Source organism: Clostridium neonatale (assembly GCF_900465025.1).
Lineage (GTDB): Bacteria > Bacillota > Clostridia > Clostridiales > Clostridiaceae > Clostridium > Clostridium neonatale.
Genome location: NZ_UICR01000001.1, coordinates 2,501 through 5,000 on the forward strand (window position 1 = coordinate 2,501; position 2,500 = coordinate 5,000).

General features: G+C 47.7%; 1 rRNA gene (only partly in view). It reads left to right on the plus strand.

Annotation, left to right across the window (positions count from 1 at the left end):
* Positions 1-108 precede the first annotated feature (108 nt).
* Positions 109-2,500: ribosomal RNA gene (locus tag CNEONATNEC86_RS00020) — 23S ribosomal RNA — on the plus strand (it continues 515 nt past the right edge of the window).

A 2,500-nucleotide genomic window follows, 5' to 3' on the forward strand; every position in this document is an offset into this window, starting at 1 on the left:
TGAAAGACTAAGTTCTTTCAAAATGTTCTTTGAAAATTGCACATAGATTAATGTATATAAAATACAACAAGCCAAGAAATATATTCTTTGTGAATAGACTAATAAAAAGGTCAAGCTACAAAGGGCGCATGGTGAATGCCTTGGCATCAGGAGCCGATGAAGGACGTGATAAGCTGCGATAAGCTTCGGGTAGGCGCACATAGCCAGAGATCCGGAGATCTCCGAATGAGGAAACTCACATGGGAAACCCCATGTATCATAAAGTGAATTCATAGCTTTATGAGGGAACACCTAGGGAACTGAAACATCTAAGTACCTAGAGGAAGAGAAAGAAAAATCGATTTTCTGAGTAGCGGCGAGCGAAAGGGAAAGAGCCCAAACCGAAGATTTATCTTCGGGGTTGCGGACAGAACATAACGTGAAATTATTGCTAACCGAACACAACTGGAAAGTTGGACCATAGGAAGTAATAGTCTTGTAAGTAAAAGCAATAATGAACAGTTCTGCTCCAGAGTACCACGAGACACGTGAAACCTTGTGGGAAGCAGGGAGGACCACCTCCCAAGGCTAAATACTACCTGATGACCGATAGTGAAGCAGTACCGTGAGGGAAAGGTGAAAAGAACCCCGGGAGGGGAGTGAAATAGAACCTGAAACCATGTGCCTACAACCGATCAAAGCACCTTATGTGTGTGATGATGTGCTTTTTGTAGAACGAGCCAACGAGTTACGGTATGTAGCGAGGTTAAGTACTTAAGGTACGGAGCCGAAGGGAAACCAAGTCTTAATAGGGCGACTAGTTGCATGCTGTAGACCCGAAACCGGGTGACCTATCCATGGCCAGGTTGAAGCGAGGGTAAAACCTCGTGGAGGACCGAACCACGTTGCTGTTGAAAAAGCATGGGATGAGCTGTGGATAGCGGAGAAATTCCAATCGAACTCGGATATAGCTGGTTCTCCTCGAAATAGCTTTAGGGCTAGCGTCGACAAATGTGAGTAGTGGAGGTAGAGCACTGAATGGGCTAGGGGGCATAGCGCTTACCGAACCTTATCAAACTCCGAATGCCATATACTATCAGGTCGGCAGTCAGACTATGAAAGATAAGTTCCATGGTCAAAAGGGAAACAGCCCAGATCGTCAGCTAAGGTCCCAAAGTGTAAGTTAAGTGGAAAAGGATGTGGGATTTCTAAGACAACTAGGATGTTGGCTTAGAAGCAGCCATTCATTAAAAGAGTGCGTAATAGCTCACTAGTCAAGAGATCCTGCGCCGAAAATGTCCGGGGCTCAAACTTACCACCGAAGCTACGGGTTCACACTTAGTGTGAGCGGTAGAGGAGCGTTGTAATCGGGCTGAAGTCGTACCGTAAGGAGCGGTGGACTGATTACAAGTGAGAATGTTGGCATTAGTAGCGAGATGTAGGCGAGAATCCTACAGGCCGAATATCTAAGGTTTCCTGGGTAAAGTTTGTCTTCCCAGGGTTAGTCGGGACCTAAGGCGAGGCCGAAAGGCGTAGTCGATGGACAATTGGTTGATATTCCAATACCACTATCATCGTTATTACCGAGGGTGTGACGGAGAAGGATAGGATGTGCTAGCTATTGGATGCTAGTCGAAGCGTTTAGGGAGTTAGAGTAGGCAAATCCGCTCTAACAATTCTGAGGCGTTATAGGGAAGGTTCTACGGAACCGAAGTATCTGATTCCATGCTTCCAAGAAAAGCATCTAGGGAGAGAAGTAGTGCCCGTACCGCAAACCGACACAGGTAGATGAGGAGAGAATCCTAAGGCCGACGGAAGAATTGCAGTTAAGGAACTAGGCAAATTGACCCCGTAACTTCGGGAGAAGGGGTGCCTACGAAAGTAGGCCGCAGAGAATAGGCACAAGCAACTGTTTAACAAAAACACAGGTCTCTGCTAAAGCGTAAGCTGATGTATAGGGGCTGACGCCTGCCCGGTGCTGGAAGGTTAAGGGGAACACTTAGCGCAAGCGAAGGTGTGAACTTAAGCCCCAGTAAACGGCGGCCGTAACTATAACGGTCCTAAGGTAGCGAAATTCCTTGTCAGGTAAGTTCTGACCCGCACGAATGGCGTAATGACTTGTGCACTGTCTCAACTGCAAATCCGGCGAAGTTGTAGTGCGAGTGAAGATGCTCGCTACCCGCGATTGGACGGAAAGACCCCGTAGAGCTTTACTGTAGCTTAGCATTGAATTTCGGTATTGTCTGTACAGGATAGGTGGGAGACTGGGAAATCAGGGCGTCAGCCTTGATGGAGTCGTTGTTGGGATACCACCCTGATAGTATTGAAATTCTAACTGGATGCCATGAAACTGGTGACAGGACATTGTTAGGTGGGCAGTTTGACTGGGGCGGTCGCCTCCTAAAATGTAACGGAGGCGCCCAAAGGTTCCCTCAGAACGGTCGGAAATCGTTCGAAGAGTGTAAAGGCAGAAGGGAGCCTGACTGCGAGACCTACAAGTCGAGCAGGGACGAAAGTCGGG